The sequence below is a fragment of the Alitibacter langaaensis DSM 22999 genome (genome assembly GCF_003096995.1).
GTDB lineage: Bacteria > Pseudomonadota > Gammaproteobacteria > Enterobacterales > Pasteurellaceae > Exercitatus > Exercitatus langaaensis.
The window spans coordinates 1-14,307 of sequence record NZ_QENU01000024.1; the positions used below are offsets into that span (position 1 = coordinate 1).

Annotated in this window: 12 protein-coding genes, 1 rRNA gene and 2 pseudogenes; 6 read left to right on the top strand and 9 right to left on the bottom strand. The window is 38.9% G+C overall.

Translation table 11 applies throughout. The annotated features are described in order from the left end of the window. Together rrf and tnpA are read left to right on the top strand one after the other, a co-directional pair. Nucleotides 1–90: ribosomal RNA gene (gene rrf, locus C8D76_RS09610) — 5S ribosomal RNA — on the top strand; the annotation flags it as partial. Between the two features lie 198 nt (nt 91–288). Next, on the top strand, nt 289–753 hold the full coding sequence (gene tnpA / locus C8D76_RS09615) for an IS200/IS605 family transposase (RefSeq protein WP_116632556.1): 465 nt from the start codon (nt 289–291) through the stop codon (nt 751–753). 950 nt (nt 754–1,703) lie between these two features. Here tnpA and C8D76_RS09620 read toward each other — a convergent pair. The 5 genes from C8D76_RS09620 to C8D76_RS09640 are packed head-to-tail and all read right to left on the bottom strand — an operon-like array spanning nt 1,704 to nt 7,088. Next, nucleotides 1,704–2,507, bottom strand: a complete 804-nt coding sequence (locus C8D76_RS09620) for a peptide ABC transporter ATP-binding protein (protein WP_116632557.1) — start codon at nt 2,505–2,507, stop codon at nt 1,704–1,706. An 8-nt stretch (nt 2,508–2,515) separates the two neighbouring features. Then, nucleotides 2,516–3,556 carry a peptide ABC transporter ATP-binding protein gene (locus C8D76_RS09625; RefSeq protein WP_116632558.1) on the bottom strand — a complete coding sequence of 347 codons (1,041 nt, stop codon included), beginning with the start codon at nt 3,554–3,556 and terminating at the stop codon, nt 2,516–2,518. A gap of 7 nt (nt 3,557–3,563) precedes the next feature. Then, a complete protein-coding gene (locus tag C8D76_RS09630) occupies nt 3,564–4,451 on the bottom strand; it encodes an ABC transporter permease subunit (RefSeq protein WP_116632559.1) in 888 nt (295 codons plus the stop codon). Then, nucleotides 4,441–5,406 (bottom strand): ABC transporter permease, encoded by a 966-nt coding sequence (locus tag C8D76_RS09635; protein ID WP_116632560.1) that lies wholly within the window; start codon nt 5,404–5,406, stop codon nt 4,441–4,443. Before C8D76_RS09635 ends, C8D76_RS09630 begins: the two co-directional genes overlap by 11 nt. Further along, complete coding sequence (locus C8D76_RS09640; RefSeq protein WP_116632561.1) at nt 5,406–7,088, bottom strand: ABC transporter substrate-binding protein; 1,683 nt, start codon at nt 7,086–7,088, stop codon at nt 5,406–5,408. Before C8D76_RS09640 ends, C8D76_RS09635 begins: the two co-directional genes overlap by 1 nt. Nucleotides 7,089–7,154: 66 nt before the next feature. On the opposite strand from C8D76_RS09640, the gene C8D76_RS09645 reads away from it, so the two are divergent. Then, a complete protein-coding gene (locus C8D76_RS09645; protein ID WP_116632562.1) occupies nt 7,155–8,564 on the top strand; it encodes a YcjX family GTP-binding protein in 1,410 nt (469 codons plus the stop codon). A 74-nt stretch (nt 8,565–8,638) separates the two neighbouring features. On the opposite strand, the gene gyrA is transcribed toward C8D76_RS09645, so the two are convergent. Next, complete coding sequence (gene gyrA / locus C8D76_RS09650; protein WP_116632563.1) at nt 8,639–11,305, bottom strand: DNA topoisomerase (ATP-hydrolyzing) subunit A; 2,667 nt, start codon at nt 11,303–11,305, stop codon at nt 8,639–8,641. A gap of 215 nt (nt 11,306–11,520) precedes the next feature. Here gyrA and C8D76_RS10140 point away from each other — a divergent pair, with 215 nt between their 5' ends. Next, on the top strand, nt 11,521–11,853 hold the full coding sequence (locus C8D76_RS10140) for an acyltransferase family protein (RefSeq protein WP_116632564.1): 333 nt from the start codon (nt 11,521–11,523) through the stop codon (nt 11,851–11,853). Further along, nucleotides 11,768–12,508, top strand: a pseudogene (locus C8D76_RS10080) (acyltransferase). The gene C8D76_RS10140 and the pseudogene C8D76_RS10080 overlap by 86 nt, the downstream one beginning before the upstream one ends. 188 nt (nt 12,509–12,696) lie before the next feature. Here C8D76_RS10080 and C8D76_RS09670 read toward each other — a convergent pair. Together C8D76_RS09670 and C8D76_RS09675 are read right to left on the bottom strand one after the other, a co-directional pair. Continuing rightward, nucleotides 12,697–13,065, bottom strand: a complete 369-nt coding sequence (locus tag C8D76_RS09670; protein ID WP_116632567.1) for a Mor transcription activator family protein — start codon at nt 13,063–13,065, stop codon at nt 12,697–12,699. 1 nt (nt 13,066) lies between these two features. Further along, nucleotides 13,067–13,318, bottom strand: coding sequence for a regulatory protein GemA (locus tag C8D76_RS09675; protein ID WP_243405838.1), 252 nt, complete (start codon nt 13,316–13,318; stop codon nt 13,067–13,069). Nucleotides 13,319–13,324: 6 nt separating this feature from the next. Between C8D76_RS09675 and C8D76_RS09680 the strand changes: the two genes are divergently transcribed. Next, nucleotides 13,325–14,110, top strand: a complete 786-nt coding sequence (locus tag C8D76_RS09680) for a DNA adenine methylase (RefSeq protein ID WP_116632568.1) — start codon at nt 13,325–13,327, stop codon at nt 14,108–14,110. A 121-nt stretch (nt 14,111–14,231) separates the two neighbouring features. Here C8D76_RS09680 and C8D76_RS09685 read toward each other — a convergent pair. Continuing rightward, nucleotides 14,232–14,307: pseudogene (locus C8D76_RS09685) on the bottom strand (IS1595 family transposase); the annotation flags it as partial.

The window sequence follows — 14,307 nt, forward strand, 5'->3', positions numbered from 1 at the left end:
ACCTGACCCCATGCCGAACTCAGAAGTGAAACGCCGTAACGCCGATGGTAGTGTGGGGATTCCCCATGTGAGAGTAGGTCACCGCCAGGTATTATATTATAGCCGAGAGGCAGAAAGCCCTAGCAGAAATGCTGGGGCTTTTTTTTTATAGGCAAACTATGTTTGCCTATAAAAACCATACGCTATGCATATGGATTAAAAGAGCTTAAGCAGTGAGCAAAATAAAAAATCCTCGCTATATACTGAACAAGGCTGACCACCAAAATTCAAGATATAGTAGGATAAGTCATGGCAAATAAATCTAATGACGATTCAAGTCTATCACACACAAGGTGGAACTGTAAGTATCATATAGTCTTTATTCCGAAGTATAGAAGAAAGGCAATCTATGGAAGATTGCGAGTAGACATAGGAGGAATATTAAGACAGTTATGTAACTACAAGAATGTAGAAATAATAGAAGCACATGCAATGAAAGATCATATTCATATGCTGTTAAAGATACCACCGAAACAGGCAGTATCAAGTTTTATGGGATATTTGAAAGGAAAATCATCACTGATGATATTCGAAAGGCATGCGAATCTAAAATATAAATATGGCAATCAAAACTTTTGGGCGAAAGGCTATTATGTAAGTACAGTAGGTTTAAACACAAAAGTCGTAGAAGAATATATCAGGAATCAGGAAAAAGAAGATATGATTCAGGATAATTTATCGAAGAAAGAATATGTGGATCCCTTTAAGGGGTAAGCCATAGAATTATTGTGCGGTTGTCGGTTTTTTCACATGCCCCTTGAGGGGCATGTGAAGTCCTAGGCCCTTATAGGGTAGCCTAAAAACCGCCCGTTTCACGGGCGGATTGTTATTGTTATAAAACGCAAAACTGATAAAAATGAATGATGAGAAATAAATGATGAGAAATGTATGATGAAAGAGGATGATTAATCGTATTCATCTCTTTTATTTATTTCAAAACTCAGTCAGGAATAGAAATGCCAGAGAGAAATTTTAGGGAAAATGACAGCACTTTTTTTAGGATAAAATGAAAAGGGCTGACTTAGAATAGGGAAAGGTTAAATTTATATTAGAAATATCTGTACTGTTAATGCTTAGAATATTGGGACATAAAGAATAATGAATGGGATAGCCTATGACTTAGGTTTAAGAGATATAAAGCGAATTATTGAGTATTAATCCACTTGAATAACACATAATGACAGGCGTAATAAAAGTATCTACCGCCAAATCCCTAACTACCAGAGTTATTACAACTTTAAATCATTGAGGGTTTAACAAGTTAAGGTATATCCCTTAAGAACTAAAAAGTGCGGTCATTTTTTATGAAATTTTAGGATGTTTGCACATCATATTAGCATTTAAGCTAAATATTAGTTTTCCGTTTGGGAAAAATACAAACCTTTTTTAATTAAACGATAATGTTGTTCGCGTATTAAGAAAGAATTAAATCAGATAAAACTAATAAAAAATAGACCGCACTTGTGTGAGTTGTATTGATTTTTCTTAATTTAGAAAGCAAAAAGCCTACCCCGAAAGGTAGGCTTGAAATTTATAATTATTAACCTTGTGAAGAAATGCGTTTCATATCTGTCATATAGCCGCGTAATTAGGTTTGTTATAAACTTTAACTCTGATTGACTTAGAATTATGTAGAAAAAGTGTTGTAGCTTATTTGTAATAACCTATTTTGCGATAGTCCAAGAATCATCACCTAGCACTTTGCCAAAATAGCCTTCTACAAGTCGTCTTGTTATATCCGTTTGGGGATTGGTGAATAAAGAGCGCGTACTACCATATTCAATCATTTGTCCTTCATCCATCACAAGGACTTCATCGGCAATGTGTTTGATCAACCCCATATTTTGCCCAATGTAGATATAAGAAACACCACGTCGTTCTTGGATATCAAGCATAAGGTTTGTTAGCTGTGTTTTCACAGATGCATCAAGAAAGCCTAATGCGTCATCTGCAATGATAATATCAGGATGGAGAATGAGTGCGTGTGCCAGGGCAACGCGTTGTTTTTGGCTCGTGGACATGGTCGCGATTTTTATATTAGTGTGATCTGGATATAAACCAACCAAACGAAGTGTATCGAATATTCGATTATTACGTTCTGTTTCGTCCAGATCAGTTGCTAAACGCAAAGGTATATCAAGAATTTGCCCTACATTTAGGCGAGGGTTAAAGGCTGCATTAACGTCTTGAAATAGCATACGAATATGCTTAGTACGGAAATGGTAATCTCCAAATGTGAGTTCATTGCCTTTGAACATAATTTTGCCTGATGTTGGTTGAGTAATGCCAACAATCATTTTCGCCACAGTCGATTTACCCGAGCCATTATTACCGATAATTGCGAGTGTTTTTTTCGTTTCTAGGGTAAAGCTAATATCTTGAGCGGCATATAAATCGCTCTGCCCAAATAATCCAGCAGAGTCCTTGAAACGCTTAGTTAAATCTTCAACTTGTAAAAGTGCGGTCATTTTTTTATTTATTTTTCAATTAAGGTTAATGGGCTTGTCATTTGTTCTTGGCTAGCTGCATTTTCACGCAAGTTTAGTGGGTAATGACAGGCAAATTCATGCTGTTTAATGCGGCGGAACGGTGGTTTTTTGACGCATTTTTTTTGGGCAAAAGGACAACGCGGACCTAATCGACAGCCTATTGGCATATTTTCTAATAAGGGTACTGTGCCTTTCAATGTATTCAAATGGCTTTTACAAGGCAAGGGTTGGCTGAAATCTGGAATAGAATGCAACAACGCTGATGTATAAGGATGATGCGGCGTATTGAGAATGCTCTCTTTGGGCGCGGTTTCTGCATTTTGTCCACAATAAAGCACGGCAAAGGTATTGCACCATTCACTGATGCTCAAAATATCATTACTGGCTAACAAAATAGTCGTATTATTATTTTGGTTCATACTTGAGAGCAAGCGGAAAATTTGTTGTTGCGTGTTGGATTCTAATGAGTTTGTGGGTTCATCAGCAATCAATAAACGTGGTTGATTTGCCACCGCCATCGCAATCATGACTTTTTGCCCTTCACCTTCAGTGATTTCATTTGGGTAGCTGCGCATAATATCTTTGTGATCTTTTATGCCTACACGGTGCAACAATTCGATTGCACGACGTTTTTTCCAGCCGAACCAATGCCACCAACGGCCTTTAAATGTCCATGATGGAATGTTTCGGATTAGTTGATTGCCGATCACTTTGCTTGGTTCTAAATAAGAAAGCGGATCTTGATAAATCATAGAAATTTCGCGTCCAATCAGTTTTCGGCGTTTTTGCGAACTGAGTTTTAACAGCTCAATTTCATTAAAACGAAAACGATCCGCACTGATAATCCAATTTTCTTTAAAGGTGTTGCAAATCACCTTGGCAATTAAGCTTTTTCCAGAGCCTGATTCGCCTACTAATCCACAAATATCGCCTTCGTTAACCGTCAGATTCACGCCATCTACAATGCGAATACGTCCATTGGGTGTGTTGATGTCAATGCAAAGATTACGAATATCTAATAATGCCATAATTCACCTATTCATAATATTTGTTGATCGCTTTACACAAGCCATTGCCAAAAACGATAACCACGAGCAATGTGCTCATAATGGCAATGCCTGGTAGAATCACCGTCCAAGGGGCGAGATAGAGTAGTTCTAAGCTGTCGCGAATCATCGCTCCCCATTCGGGCGTTGGGCGTTGCGCGCCTAATGAAATAAAACTCAATGCGCTAATTTCTAAAATCGCCACGGAAAAAGCTCGTGTTACTTCTTTAATATAGAGTGTCGTGATGTTGGGCAAAATAGTGCTTTTTAGTAGTTCGTAATTAGAAGCCCCATCTAAGCGTTGAATTAATACATAATCTTTACGACATTCTTGCTGGATGGCTTGGTAAATTTGATGAATAAAATGCGGTAATAGTGCCAATGTGATCGCAAGCATCGCATTGGGTAAATTGGGTTCCATTAAGGTGGCAATCACAATGGAAATAAGCAAAATAGGGATAGATAAAAAGGCGTCAAGAAAATGCCCTAAAATTTGGGATTTGATGCCTGTTGACATGCCAGCAATAATGCCCAGTGAACCACCAATAAGTGCGGTGAAAATCACAATAATAATCGCAGCACCAAACGTGTAGGTTGTGCCATAGAGTAATCGACTGAAGAGATCGCGCCCTAAATCATCGGTGCCAAAGAAATAAGCCACTTCACCATTCCTATTCCAAGATGGCGGCATTAATTCTTTACCAGAAAAAAGCGTATCACTGGCATAAGGCGCAATTTGATGGCTTAAAAGTGCGGTCAAAATGAGCAAAATTAATGTATAAAAACTAAATAGGGCAATTTTATCACGGCGAAATAATTGCCAAATTTGAGAGATTGCATCACTTTCGCGAAATTCATAGGCTTCTTTATCGAGCATACCATCCCTTCTTACCAAATGGATCTAGCACTAGTGTTAATAATTCAGTGAGCAAATTAATCATCATAATAAATAAACCGATGACGATAACCCCCGCTGCAATCGCGTTGTAATCTTGTAGGCTGAGTGCATCAATAATCCAACGTCCAATGCCTGGCCAAGCAAAAGTACCTTCAATGAGCATACATTGTGCCAAAATGAAGGTGATAAGGCGCGGGAGGTGCGGAATCAATAATGGCATCGTATTGCGTAGTATATAGTGTCGCAAAATATTGAAAATGCCCAAACCTCTGGTATTGGCAAATTTGACATAATTTTGGCTCATCACCCATTCCGCACGCTGTTGAACAATTTTGGTGATTTCCATTGTCGGTGAGATCATCAAAACTAAACTCGGCAAAGCCAAGTGCTGCAATACATTCTGCATAACTTTAGTTTGGTAAGGCACATCCATAAACCATACGTCAATCACCGCAAATCCTGTGATTGGGCGAATATCGTAAAGTAAATTTGTTTGGCCTACCGCTGAAATTTCCCAATGATAGACGGCGGCTAAATAAAGCAGAATAGGTGCAATCCAGAAAATAGGCAATGACATACCTAATGATGAAATCGCGCTGATTGCTTTGCCCGTAAATTGCTTACGTTTAAAGGCACCAATTAGACCTAGTGGAATACCAAAGAGTAAACCGAGCAAAATGGCGATAAAGCAAAGTTCTAATGTGGGTGGCAGAACCGTTAATATCACGGAAAGCAGACGTTCTCCGCCATTATAAGTAATGCCTAAATCACCATCTAGCAAATTGGATACATAATCTATATAACCAGAATAAATATGGGGTCTAGCAAATACTTGATTCGCGGGATCGCGCATAAAAATAGCGAAACTCACAAGGCTTAATAAGAAAAGATTTATGCCGATTAATAGCAAACGACGAAAAAGGGTAAATAACATTATCTTCCTCCTCGTTTGAATTTGAGTTTCTCAAAATGCACGTTACCAAATGCCGTCATTTCTATGTTTTGTACATGAGTGTTGCTGATTAACACGCGTTTTACACTGGCAATAGGCAAAATAGGTAATTGTGAGAGAATTTCTTGCTGCGCTAAATGATAATCCGATGCACGTATATTGGGATTATTATTGGATAGCCCTTTGTTTAGCAATTGTTCAAATGACGGTGAACACCAGTTTGATAAATTAGTGATTTCATGCACCGTGCTACAACTTAAAATCGGGCGTAAAAAAGCATCAGGATCGAGACTACTTGCCAGCCAGCCAGATAAAATTAAGTCATAATCTTCACTTTTATCGTGCAAATGTTGCATTAAAAAGTTGCGAGAAACTAACCGCACTTTGACTGTAATGCCTGCTTTAGCTAGATCTGATTTAATCATTTCCGCCATTTTGATCGGGGAGGGATTATAGACCAATTCTTCTTTTAGCACCCACATTTCAAGGGTCAAATTTTTATTTTCTAATATTTTCTTAGCTTGCGCAGGGTTGTAATCGTAGTCAAAATGCGGTTGATCATCGCCAGCCGCCCATGAAACCGAAGGAATGATATTATTTGCCACCGTTGCGGTATCGTAATAAATGTGTTTAATAATTTTTTTACGATCAATCGCTTGAGCAATGGCATGGCGAATTTCGACATCTTGCATACTTGGGCGCAAGAAATTGAAAGCAAGAAAGGATAAATTCATACTTTCTACGGTGTGTGTTTGAAAGCGTTCGCCTTGTTCTTTGAGCAAGCCTAATTGAGTCGCATCAGGAAAAGCAGCAAGCTGGCATTCATTATTTAAAAACTTGGCTAAACTTGCAATTTTGTCTGAAGAGAGATCAATAATAATATTTTTTAATTTGGCTTTCTCTTTCCAGTAATTTTCATTACGCACTAAACGCACATATTGCCCTTGGAGATAATCTTTCAACTGATAAGCACCAGTGCCTACGGGCAAGGTATCAAGTTGCGTAATGTTATCGTCAGCATTGAGCTGTAACGCATATTCATGCGAGAAAATAACTGCGTATTGACTGGCAAGATGAGACAAAATAGAGGCATCTGGCTGCAGCAAATGAATTTGCACGGTATAAGGATCCGTGCTTTCCACACGTTCAATTTTTTGATTTAATTTAATGCTATCAAAGTAAGGGAAACGGGTTTTCTTCGCTAAACCATAGAAAATTTGGTATTGGCGATTCATGCCTTTAGACGGCGTTGGGGTAAATTCAGGCAATGAAGTGTTATGCCCTAAAACGCGATTAAGGGAAAAGACAACATCGTCAGCATTGAAATCACGGGAAGGAATAAACCAAGGTGTTTGTTGAAATTTCACCCCTTTGCGCAAATGGATCGTCAGGGTTTTGCCGTCATTACTAAATTCATAAGATTGCGCTAAAGAGGGTTCAACTTGAGAGCTGTTGGTTTTTAATTCAAATAATTTGTTATAAATCTGTTCGGTCACCACATTCATACTGGTGCCCGCATCTGCAGTTTGCGGGTTAAACGAGAAACCAGTGGCATGGGTGCAATAGACCAAACCATTATTTTGCACTTCATCAGGTACGCGCGGCGCAGCCCAAAGCATTGAGCTGGTCAGAAGCAGAGAAAGTGCGGTCAGAAATTTAAGCATATTTTCATAAATCTATGGTAAATTAGCCCTAATTTTAAAGGATTTAGGATCAGATTAAAAATAAAAATGTTCAATCGAATTCAAAAAGAAATTACGCAAGTTTTTGACCGCACTTTAGACCGAAGTTTACGTATCGCCGTGACAGGGTTGAGTAGAAGTGGAAAAACGGCATTTATAACTAGCTTAATCAATCAGTTAATGTATATTAATCAAGAAAATAATCGTCACGTACCATTGTTTGAAGCGGCAAGAAACGGGCGCCTTTTAGGTGTAAAGCGTATTCCGCAGCGCGATTTGCGAGTGCCACGTTTTGATTATGAAGCCAATTTATCGGAATTGAGCCAAAATCCACCGCACTTTCCTCAATCGACACGCGGAATCAGTGAAACACGCCTTGCTATTCGTTATCAGAAACAACGTGGGCTAATGAGTTTAATAAAGGAACGCGGCACATTATATTTAGATATTTTTGATTATCCCGGAGAATGGTTATTAGATTTACCACTCTTAGGACAAAGTTTTCAGCAATGGTCACAAAATTTAAGTGAGTTACATCAAGGAAAACGAGCAAAACTTGCGCAGAACTGGTTAAAAAAAGCTAAAAATTTAGACTTAAGTGCGGTCGCAAATGAAGAAGTTTTAGCCAATCTTGCCAAAGATTACACGGATTATCTGCATGCTTGTAAAGCAGAGGGATTGAATTTTATTCAACCTGGGCGATTTGTGCTGCCCGCAGAATTAGCCGGCTCGCCTTCCGTACAATTCTTTCCGCTAATTTGGTTAAAACAAGAAGAATGGCAACAGCTTGAAAAAACAGCAAAATCAACTAGTTATTTTGCTATGTTGAAAGATCGTTACCGTTATTATCGCAAACATATTGTGAAAGCATTTTACGAAAATTATTTTTCTCATTTTGATCGCCAAGTGATTTTAGCTGATTGCTTAACGCCGCTGAATCATAGCCGCGAAGCTTTTGAAGATATGCAACAGGCATTACATCAATTATTTAGTAATTTCCATTATGGCAAACGAAACTTGCTGAACCGCTTGTTCGCCCCAAAAATTGATAAGCTGATGTTTATTGCGACTAAAGCCGATCATATCACGAGCGATCAGCTGCCTAATTTAACTAGTTTGATGCGACAGTTGGTACAAGACGGTGGACGTTATGCTGAATTTGAAGGTGTGGAATTGGATTACAGCGCAATTGCCGCCATTCGTTCCACACAACAGGTTAACGTGAATCAAAATGGCGAAACGTTCAAAGCTATTCGCGGTGTTCGTTCTTCAGATAAACAACAAGTTACCGTTTATCCTGGTTCTGTGCCTGCAAAATTGCCTAAGGCGGAATTTTGGGCAACGCGCAAATTTGAATTTGATCAATTTGAACCACAGCCTTTAGAACAGGGCGAGCCAATTCCCCATTTACGAATGGATGTGGTGGCGCAGTTTTTGTTGGGCGATAAACTACAATGATAAACGGTAATAAAAAAGCTACCTTTTGGTAGCTTTTTGTCAGATTTCGTCACTTATTCTCAAAGTGCGGTCAATTATTGTTCTGAATTTTCCACAACATTTTCTGTCGTTTCATCTTCAAAATCGTCATCTTCAGATTCTGCGATTCGCTCTAAACTAACCACATGTTCATCTTCCGCCGTGCGGATTAAGCGAACGCCTTGAGTATTACGCCCTACAATGCTCACTTCACTGACACGAGTACGCACTAGAGTGCCTGCATCGGTGATAAGCATAATTTGGTCAGTGTCAATAACCTGCGTTGCAGCGACAACTTTACCATTACGCTCGCTCACTTTAATCGAAATCACCCCTTTGGTATTACGCGATTTCGTCGGATATTCACTTAACGCAGTGCGTTTGCCATAACCATTTTGTGTAGCGGTTAAAATTTCGCCGTCAGTTTTTGGCACCACTAATGAAACCACTTTGTCGATATTGAGATCGAGAGTTTCTTCCGCATTATCATCAGAAATTTCTTCAATTTCCACCGCACTTTCATCATCAGAAAGATCATTTGTGAGTGCAAGTTTGATACCACGAACCCCCGTTGCCGTACGTCCCATTGCACGCACGGCAGATTCAGCAAAACGCACCACACGCCCTTGCGATGAGAACAGCATAATTTCATTAGAACCGTCAGTAATGTCAACACCGATTAATTCATCTTCATCTCGTAAGTTTACCGCGATGATACCGTTAGAACGTGGGCGGCTGAATTCGGTAAGCGCAGTTTTTTTCACGATACCGCCAGCGGTTGCCATCAGAACGAATTTATCTTCATCATAGCTTGCCACCGGCAGAATTGCGGTGATACGCTCATTTTCTTCCAATGGCAAAATATTCACAATTGGACGCCCGCGAGAGCCGCGGCTGGCTTCAGGCAATTGATAGACTTTTAACCAATATAAACGTCCACGGCTTGAGAAACAGAGAATCGTGTCATGCGTGTTAGCAACCAATAGTTTTTCAATGAAATCATCTTCTTTCATTTTGGTCGCGGATTTACCTTTACCGCCACGGCGTTGCGCTTCATAGTCGGTAATCGGTTGATATTTTACATAGCCTTCGTGAGAAAGTGTAACCACTACATCTTCTTGGGCAATTAAATCTTCAAGATTAATATCACCAGATGCAGCTGTAATTTCAGTGCGGCGTGCATCATTAAAGTTTGTTTTCACTAATTCAAGCTCTTCACGAATCACTTCACGCAAACGTTCGCTGCTGGTTAAAATGTGCAGTAATTCACCGATTTGAACTAGGATTTCTTTATATTCATCAACGATTTTTTCGTGTTCTAAACCCGTTAAACGGTGTAAGCGTAATTCTAAAATTGCACGGGCTTGTGCATCTGAAAGATAGTATTGACTTTCACGAACACCACATTCCGCAGGTAAATCATCAGGGCGAGATGCGTCAACACCAGCCGCTTCAAGCATTGGGGCAACATTGCCGAGACTCCATGCTCGAGCCAATAAGCCTTCACGCGCTTCTTCTGCAGTTTTAGACGCGCGGATCAAGTCAATCACAGGATCGATATTCGCCAGCGCAATGGCTAAGCCTTCTAAAATATGCGCACGTTCGCGCGCTTTACGCAGTTCATAAACGGTACGGCGTGTAACAACTTCACGGCGGTGTTTGACAAAAGCTTCGATAATTTGTTTTAAATTAAATAATTTCGGTTGCCCATGGTCTAACGCCACCATATTGATACCGAATGTCACTTGCATTTGGGTAAGCGAATATAAGTGATTTAAGACCACTTCACCCACGGCATCACGTTTAATATCAATTTCAAGGCGGATACCTTCTTTATTTGATAAATCTAAGATGCCAGAAATCCCTTCGATTTTTTTCTCACGAATTAATTCACCAATTTTTTCAACTAATTTGGCTTTGTTCACTTGGTAAGGAATTTCAGTCACGATAATTTGTTCGCGACCTTTATCATTAGTGATGACTTCCGCTTTCGCACGCACATACACTTTACCGCGCCCTGTTTTATAGGCTTCTTCAATACCACGGCGACCATTAATTAATGCCGCAGTCGGGAAGTCTGGACCAGGGATAAATTGCATGAGTTCATCAATGCTAATATCTTCATTGTCGATATAAGCGAGGCAGCCATCCATCACTTCGCCTAAATTGTGCGGCGGGATATTAGTTGCCATCCCCACGGCAATACCTGAAGAACCATTGACTAATAGCGCTGGAATTTTGGTTGGTAACACATCAGGAATCATTTCCTTGCCGTCATAGTTTGGCGAGAAGTCCACGGTTTCTTTGTCTAAATCCGTCAATAATTCTTGGGTGATTTTTTGCATGCGTACTTCGGTATAACGCATTGCCGCTGGCGCATCGCCATCAATAGAACCAAAGTTACCTTGCCCATCCACTAGCATATAACGCAATGAAAAAGGTTGAGCCATACGCACAATAGTGTCATAAACAGCGCTATCGCCATGGGGGTGATATTTACCGATAACATCCCCCACCACACGGGCAGATTTTACATAAGCTTTATTGTGAGTATTGCCACTTTGATCCATAGAGAAAAGCACGCGGCGGTGAACAGGTTTCAACCCATCACGCACATCAGGCAACGCGCGTCCTACAATAACAGACATGGCATAGTCGAGATACGAAGATTTAAGTTCGTCTTCGATGCTAACAGGCGTGATATCTTGACTTAATTCAGACATTGAAATTTCCTAATTCTGAGATGAAAAAATTAGCTGAATTATAGCATAGAAAGGGGAAAATTGGCTAAAAAAGTTGCCAAAAATAAGGCAAAGTGCGGTTGAAATTTTATGTATTTCTAAGGCTAATCAAAAAATAATAGACAAGTGCTTGTGCTGTGCTGTGCTGTGCTGTAAATTAAGCAAATTTTTCAAATCAATGTCAAGGAAAATTTCTTATGAATCAGCGAATTTTTTGGTTGGATGCAGCACGGGCAATTGCTATTGTATTAGTCGTTTTTACTCATATTCATGAGCGAGTTGGAATAGATAATTATTTATTAAAGAGTTTATTTTACAATATTGATCGGCTTGGTGTACCTATCTTTTTTATGTTATCAGGCGGATTGATTTTACCTAGATTAGTAACCATAGATTATGGAACTTTCTATAAAAGAAGAATACCGCAATTTTTGGGGGGGGCTCATCTTTTATTCTCTATTGACAACTATCATAAATCGTTATCTATTAACAGGAGATTTTTATTCTGCATTAAAGTTCTCGACTTTTAATGGTAACGCGATTTTTCCAGCAAAAATAGGTGATGCACATCAATTATGGTTCATGTATACAATTATTCAGCTTTATATTATCGCACCATTTTTAGCTAGATTTGTCGATAAGCTACCAACTAAAGATATATTATTTTTCATAGGGTTATGTGTCATATTTGGACAACTAAAAGAAACTTTAGGAACAAAAATTGATGTTTCCTTTTTGAATCGTTTAGGAAGTAACTTTCTTGGAGCATTTTTGCCATATTTTCTATTTGGATATGTGCTTTTGAATAGGAAAATTTCAATTAAAAATTTAACTGCACTTTTATTAGTTGTTTTGCCTATTATTATTGTAATGTTAATATAATGGCATCGTGGCGATTTTATTGGTGCTTATCATTGGTATTCATCATCTATTTTTATTGTGTTATCAAGTGTCGGGCTTATTTTCTTAATCAAAAATTATTTTGAGAGAAAAAAAGAAAGTAAAATTATTACTATAATGAGTAAGTATTCCTTTGGTATTTATTTATCTCATTATGTCTTTATTTACATATTTTCATGGACATTCAAAGATTATTGGGGAGCATTAAATTTAGCCTTAAGATTAACAATTTTATTTACATTAACATTTATAGTTAGTAAACCCACCCAACATAACCACACATAAATAAACAAGATAAATGGGAAAAATTTGGACTTAGTGGGAAGAGATGGGAAGGGAAAAATGAAATAGCGTTACACATAGAGAAAAAGAAAACCCAGTCAAAAATGGCTGGGTTTTGTATTTTTATTCGGCGTATTTGAAGCTGCCATTTGTATTTTACTTGGGAAGCATCTGGAGCTTTTGTTTATGTTTTACTCGGGGAACATTTGGAACTGGCGTTTGTCCACCTCTTCTTTTTGAACTTTCTTCACAATTTTGTAGATCCATTGTAGCGAAAGGTTGTATTTCTTTGCTAAATACGCGTGGTTTACACCGTTAAATTCGTTGTAAATTTGCTTTTCGCGTTCACAGGCGAACAATTCCAACGCTTTCGGCATATACACATTCAAACCGCCCCAAGATTGGCTGATTTTCATCGCAACAATCATTCCAAGGTTTTCTGCAAGTTCTTCACAAAGCCCGAACTCTTTGGCGGCAACCACAGTGTGTTTCGCCAAATCTGCCAATAAGTCAGGGGCTTTAGTGTGAAAGTCTTCATTGTCAAATTTGGCGATACTCATTTTATTTACCTACTCGTTTTTGCCATTGTTTCAAGGTTTCCAAAATCAAAGTGGCTTGGGTATTTGTTAGCTCATTCCACGGTACATCATCGTTTAACGACCTTTTCACAAACCCATTCAGCCCACGAGAAGACCCATCATCAATCAAACCATCTGCGTGCATCTGTTTCCAAACCGCCCACAGCTTGCGTTGAATGGGGGAAAGTGATGATTTCCCTCTCGGCAGCCGAATTTTAGCCCCTTTATTGGTCAAAAACGAATGTTTTTGAAATATTTTGAACGTTTATTAAATGAAAACGTTCCTGATGCTGGCGAAGGTTGGACTATCGTAGATGCTTTTGGTGGCAGTGGTTTACTCAGCCACGTAGCCAAACGCTTAAAGCCAAAAGCTAGAGTGATTTATAACGACTTTGACGGTTATGCTGAGCGTTTACGTCATATTGACGACATTAACCGATTGCGGAGATTGATTTTTCCGCTCCTATCGGCCACAGAAAAAGGCAAGCGTGTACATAGCGACATCAAAAAACAAATTATCAACGTAATTAAAGACTTTGATGGTTACATTAATGAGCATATTTTATGCTCTTGGCTATGCTTTAGCGGTCAGCAAGTATCAACGTTGGAAGAATTATTCAAGGAAGATTTCTGGCATTGCATTCGCCAGACGGATTATCCTACGGCAGAAGGATATTTAGACGGCATTGAAATAGTCAGTGAGAGTTTTCATACCTTACTGCCCAAATATCAAAATGACACAAAGGCGTTATTTGTGTTAGATCCCCCATATCTATGCACACACCAAGCTAGTTATAAACAAACTCGCTATTTTGATTTGGTGGATTTCCTGCGACTCATTCACTTAACTAGACCACCTTTTGTGTTTTTCAGCTCAACCAAAAGCGAGTTCGTTCGCTTTATTGACGCAATGATTGAAGATAAGTGGGATAATTGGCAAGCGTTCGAAAACTATGATCGTATTATCGTAAAAACTTCTACGAGTTACTCGGGCAAGTATGAGGATAATATGGTATTTAAGTTTTAAAAAGTGTAATGATGTTGCACTATTTGAAAAAAAGCGAGAAGCAATTATCTCGCTTTTTTCGTGGCTGTTATATCGCTCGGCTTTAAGTTAGCTTAATTTTTGGGGCTGACGTAGATTAGCCCTAAATTTCACACCATTTTCGCAATGTTTTTAGCTGCATTTTGGGTGTTCCAAAGTTAAACCGAAATTCACATTCC

Coding starts and splice junctions, on each gene's coding strand:
- tnpA (WP_116632556.1), top strand. CDS start 289: ATGGCAAATAAATCTAATGACGATTCAAGTCTATCACACACAAGGTGG.
- C8D76_RS09620 (WP_116632557.1), bottom strand. CDS start 2,507: ATGACCGCACTTTTACAAGTTGAAGATTTAACTAAGCGTTTCAAGGAC.
- C8D76_RS09625 (WP_116632558.1), bottom strand. CDS start 3,556: ATGGCATTATTAGATATTCGTAATCTTTGCATTGACATCAACACACCC.
- C8D76_RS09630 (WP_116632559.1), bottom strand. CDS start 4,451: ATGCTCGATAAAGAAGCCTATGAATTTCGCGAAAGTGATGCAATCTCT.
- C8D76_RS09635 (WP_116632560.1), bottom strand. CDS start 5,406: ATGTTATTTACCCTTTTTCGTCGTTTGCTATTAATCGGCATAAATCTT.
- C8D76_RS09640 (WP_116632561.1), bottom strand. CDS start 7,088: ATGCTTAAATTTCTGACCGCACTTTCTCTGCTTCTGACCAGCTCAATG.
- C8D76_RS09645 (WP_116632562.1), top strand. CDS start 7,155: ATGTTCAATCGAATTCAAAAAGAAATTACGCAAGTTTTTGACCGCACT.
- gyrA (WP_116632563.1), bottom strand. CDS start 11,305: ATGTCTGAATTAAGTCAAGATATCACGCCTGTTAGCATCGAAGACGAA.
- C8D76_RS10140 (WP_116632564.1), top strand. CDS start 11,521: ATGAATCAGCGAATTTTTTGGTTGGATGCAGCACGGGCAATTGCTATT.
- C8D76_RS09670 (WP_116632567.1), bottom strand. CDS start 13,065: ATGAGTATCGCCAAATTTGACAATGAAGACTTTCACACTAAAGCCCCT.
- C8D76_RS09680 (WP_116632568.1), top strand. CDS start 13,325: ATGTTTTTGAAATATTTTGAACGTTTATTAAATGAAAACGTTCCTGAT.